8 protein-coding genes are annotated in these 3,945 nt (G+C 61.1%); 1 reads left to right on the forward strand and 7 read right to left on the reverse strand.

The features are described 5' to 3' along the window. The 6 genes from RMO18_RS15550 to RMO18_RS15575 form a co-directional block, all read right to left on the reverse strand. Nucleotides 1-152, reverse strand: a 152-nt coding sequence (locus RMO18_RS15550) for a flagellar basal body protein (RefSeq protein WP_309667133.1), incomplete at its 3' end; no start/stop codon positions are given. Nucleotides 153-161: 9 nt separating this feature from the next. Continuing rightward, nucleotides 162-872 carry a flagellar hook-basal body complex protein gene (locus RMO18_RS15555; protein ID WP_309667122.1) on the reverse strand — a complete coding sequence of 237 codons (711 nt, stop codon included), beginning with the start codon at nucleotides 870-872 and terminating at the stop codon, nucleotides 162-164. Between the two features lies 1 nt (nucleotide 873). Beyond that, entirely contained in the window at nucleotides 874-1,140 is a 267-nt protein-coding gene (locus RMO18_RS15560; protein WP_309667124.1) for a flagellar biosynthetic protein FliQ, read from the reverse strand. Then, the gene (fliE, locus tag RMO18_RS15565) at nucleotides 1,137-1,427 is read right to left on the reverse strand and encodes a flagellar hook-basal body complex protein FliE (protein ID WP_309667126.1); all 291 of its coding nucleotides are present in this window, start codon (nucleotides 1,425-1,427) and stop codon (nucleotides 1,137-1,139) included. Before fliE ends, RMO18_RS15560 begins: the two co-directional genes overlap by 4 nt. Nucleotides 1,428-1,439: 12 nt before the next feature. Continuing rightward, nucleotides 1,440-1,823 carry a flagellar basal body rod protein FlgC gene (gene flgC / locus RMO18_RS15570; protein ID WP_309667127.1) on the reverse strand — a complete coding sequence of 128 codons (384 nt, stop codon included), beginning with the start codon at nucleotides 1,821-1,823 and terminating at the stop codon, nucleotides 1,440-1,442. Nucleotides 1,824-1,832: 9 nt separating this feature from the next. Next, a complete protein-coding gene (locus RMO18_RS15575) occupies nucleotides 1,833-2,216 on the reverse strand; it encodes a FlgB family protein (RefSeq protein WP_309667129.1) in 384 nt (127 codons plus the stop codon). Between the two features lie 84 nt (nucleotides 2,217-2,300). Between RMO18_RS15575 and RMO18_RS15580 the strand changes: the two genes are divergently transcribed. Continuing rightward, nucleotides 2,301-3,641 (forward strand): FliI/YscN family ATPase, encoded by a 1,341-nt coding sequence (locus RMO18_RS15580; RefSeq protein ID WP_309667130.1) that lies wholly within the window; start codon nucleotides 2,301-2,303, stop codon nucleotides 3,639-3,641. A gap of 55 nt (nucleotides 3,642-3,696) precedes the next feature. On the opposite strand, the gene RMO18_RS15585 is transcribed toward RMO18_RS15580, so the two are convergent. Further along, the coding region (locus tag RMO18_RS15585) for a DUF1217 domain-containing protein (RefSeq protein ID WP_309667131.1) at nucleotides 3,697-3,945 on the reverse strand (249 nt) is incomplete at its 5' end.

The raw sequence follows: 3,945 nt of genomic DNA on the forward strand, positions 1-3,945 counted from the left end.
GGGCGTGCCATCTGCTGATAGGTGAGATCGGCAAAATCTGCGCGGCGTGGGTTGTAGCCCGTGGTCGACATGTTCGCGAGGTTGTTGGACACAACATCGACTTTCATCTGCTGCGCCGCCATGCCGGTGGCCGCGATCTGAAGCGCTTTCATGATGTCCCCTTACCGCCCAAGTGCCTGAATGACGCCGCGCACCCGCTGATCCTCGGCGTCCAGGAATTTCTGACCAAGCTCGTAAGCGCGTTGTACCGTGATCATCCGCGCGATTTCAGACACCGGCTCCACGTTGCTTTCCTCCAGCATGCCTTGCAAAATCTGGCTGCCTTCCACAGGTTCCAGCGCGTCGGCTGCAAAAAGCGTGCCGCCCTGATGGCGCAACGTAAGCGGGTCGGATGGTTGCCACAGCCCGACCTGAGCCAGTGGCTGACCCGCAGAAGACAGCGTGCCATCTGACGCCAGCGCCACGCCTTTGGCATCCGGTGGAATGAAGATCGGCGCGCCACCGGCATCCAGAAGACGGTAGCCATCCGGGTTCACCAGTTCGCCCTCAGCAGAGGGGGTAAAGGTGCCGGCGCGCGTCAATCGCTCGCCTTGCGGCGTCTCGATCAGGAAGAAACCATCGCCCTGAATGGCAAAATCGAAAGTCCCCCCGGTCTGGCTGAGCGTGGCTTGATCCAGATCCACGTTGCGGCCGCTTGCATAGGCCATGGAGAGCGACGGGTCGCTGTCCATCCGCTCGACGAACTCAGAAAACACCACTCCCTCGCTCCGGAACCCGGTTGTCGAGATGTTGGCGATGTTGTTGGCAACGATCGACATTTCCCGCATCAGGCCGGATTGGCGGGTGAGCGTGGTGTAGCCTGCGGCATCCATGTCAGAACCCCGCGATCTGTGGGATGATGGTGTCGGTGAAGAACGAAACCAAAGTGGCGGTCATGAAGCTCATCGACACCCAGAATGTAACCATCATCAACCCGGCCTTGGGCACGAAGGTCAGTGTAGTTTCCTGAATTGACGTCAGCGCCTGAAACAGGCCGACAATGACCCCGGCGACCAGCGCCACGGCAAGCAACGGTGCAGAAATCAGCACTGCTACCCAAAGCCCTTGGCGCAGGGTGTCGAAGATCATCGCCTCGGTCATACCGGCATCCTCAGAATTTCCTGATAGGCCTCGACAACGCGATCCCGCACGGTTGCGACGGTTTCGACAGCAAGTTGTGAGGAGGCCAGCGCCTGCACCAAGGCATGCGGGTCTGCACCGCCTGTCATAGCGGCACGGGCAGTGTTTTCATGGTTCTGCAGCGAGGACATGAAGTTGTCTGCAAGCTTGGCAAAACCCTCGGTGGCACCCTCAGCCTTTGGCTGAGGGGCCGCCGCCGTTCGGGCATTGGCGTAAGCTTGGCTTACGAATGAGGTCTTGATATCCATTCTGGAGCTCCTCTATCGGCGCAAAAGATCGAACAGAGACTGCGTCATTTGACGCGTCTGATCGAACATTCTTAGGTTCGCCTCGTAGCTGCGTTGCGCTTCGCGCGCGTCAGCGATTTCGATCACCAGATCGACATTCGAGCCGTCGTAGTGACCAGTTTCATCGGCCAGCGGGTGGCCGGGATCGTAGATCGAGACCAGATCGGATTGGTCAAGGCGCACGGCACCGGGTTCGACCAGACCGGTGTCCATCGCCTCTTCAAAGCTCATCACCTTGCGGTGGTAGCCGGGTGTATCAGCGTTGGCGATATTCTCGGACACGTGGCGCAGACGCATGGCCTGTGCCTCCATCCCGGAGGCCGCGAAAGAAAGAGAGGTGAGAAGATCGTTGCCCATCTGCGCCCCTTACCGTGACCGGCCAAGACTGGCACGAATGACATCCGACGTGGCGCGATAGACCGCCAGCGCCATCTCGTGGCTTTGCCGTGCCCCGACTGATTTCACCATTTCGCCCTCAAGCGAAACGGTGTTGCCATTCGGTGCCTCACGCCCTGGAGCCCGTTCGGTCTGCATCTCTTCCATTCTTGAGGCGGAAGTGAAGTGGCCGGGCCGCGTGCCGCGCATGCTCTCACCAGATCGCTCGAACACCGCGGAAAATTCCGGCAGGTCCTGCGCCTTGAATCCCGGGGTGTCGGCATGCGCCACGTTTCTCGCAATGACGCCCATCCGGGCCCCGGCATGCGCGGCCAAAGCCTGCGCCATTCGTGTAAGTTCCAGTTTCTCGAACATCGTGGGCTTCTCCCTCGACCGCTTTCATCAAGGCTTAAGAGTGATTCCTTTAGAAAGGGTAAGCGTGAACAAAGGAAGAATTCCATGGCGAGCGTTTTTGACGGACTGCTGGCCGAAATTGCCAGCGCCACCACCATTCGTCGCATTGGCCGGGTGCTTGAAACCCGGCAAGGAACGGTCGTTGTGATCGGCCTCGATGAGGCGACGCTTGGCGACCGGGTAGCAATCCAAAGCGGCACTGGCCGAGTGGAGGGAGAGGTGCTGCGCCTTGCGCCTGGAGCTGCGACGGTGTTGCCCGATGGCCCTGGCGACGGCATGGCCATCGGTGACCGGGTGGAACTTCTGGGCCGCAGCGACATTGCGCCGGATAACAGCTGGATCGGCCGTATCATCGACCCCTATGGTCGCCCGCTGGACGGTCGCCCGCTGATGCGCGGACGAAAGCCCCGGGCCTTGCGCGCGGCGGCACCTGCAGCCGCGACACGCCGCCGGCTGGGCGGGCGTCTGGAGACCGGGGTTGCCGTGTTCGACACGCTGCTGCCGCTGGTCCGGGGCCAAAGGATCGGGCTGTTTGCAGGATCCGGAGTGGGCAAGTCATCGCTGCTTGCAAAGTTCGCGCAGGGTGTTGAGACCGACGTCGTGGTCATTGCGCTTGTCGGCGAGCGTGGGCGGGAGTTGCGCGAGTTTACGGAAAAGGTTCTGGGGCCTGCCGGTATGGCACGATCCGTGGTGGTGACAGCGACGTCGGACCAGTCACCCCTGACCCGGCGTCTTTGTGCATTGTCGGCAATGGCGGTGGCGGAACACTTCCGCGATTCCGGTATGCATGTGCTGCTTTTGGTGGACAGTGTGACCCGGTTTGCCGAGGCGCACCGGGAAGTGGCATTGGCCGGAGGTGAAGCAGCTTCATTGCGTGGCTATCCGCCCTCTCTGTCGCATGCGATCATGGGCTTGGCGGAACGGGCCGGGCCGGGGCCAGAGGGGTCTGGCGACATCACGGCGGTGTTTTCTGTGCTTGTTGCGGGATCCGATATGGATGAGCCTGTTGCTGATATCCTGCGCGGTGTGCTGGACGGGCACGTGATCCTTGACCGACGCATCGCCGAACGCGGGCGATTCCCGGCGATTGATCTGCTGCGTTCGGTGTCAAGATCTTTGCCGGACGCTGCTACCGAGGATGAGAACGCGATGATCGTAGATGCCCGCCGGTTGCTCGGCGCCTATGACCGGGCGGAGTTGATGATCCAAGCCGGTCTCTATGCCGCCGGATCTGACCCAGTGATTGACCGGGCGATCCGTCTTTGGCCGATGTTGGATGCGTTTCTTGCGGAATCTGCCCCGGCGACTGGAATTGCGGGTAGCTTCGAGAGGCTGCGCGCCAGCCTGAACGCCGCCAGTTTGCGTGGCGCTGGATTGCAAGGGTAGGCAGTGCCTACTGCAGGACCGCACGCGGTTCAGCCGGCGTTGGTGCATCGATCACTCAGCGTTGCAAAAGCTGCAGAGCAATTGCCATGGGAGAGGTGGAGGCGGAGAGGTCTTGCGTATCAGACCGCAGCAGAAACCGGCGGGTCAGCGCTTCCATCCTTCCGGGGTCGGAAAACTGGCTGACCTTGTTGCTGCCAAAGGCGATTTCCGTACGATATTTCAGCACAGTAACCTGCTGATCAAGGTCGATCGTGGCAAAGCTCTTGGGCAAGCCGAGAGCTGTCTGGAAGATCTCGCGCAGTGG

Origin of the sequence: Tabrizicola sp. (assembly GCF_031377265.1) — a bacterium.
Classification (GTDB): Bacteria; Pseudomonadota; Alphaproteobacteria; order Rhodobacterales; family Rhodobacteraceae; genus JAUYQR01.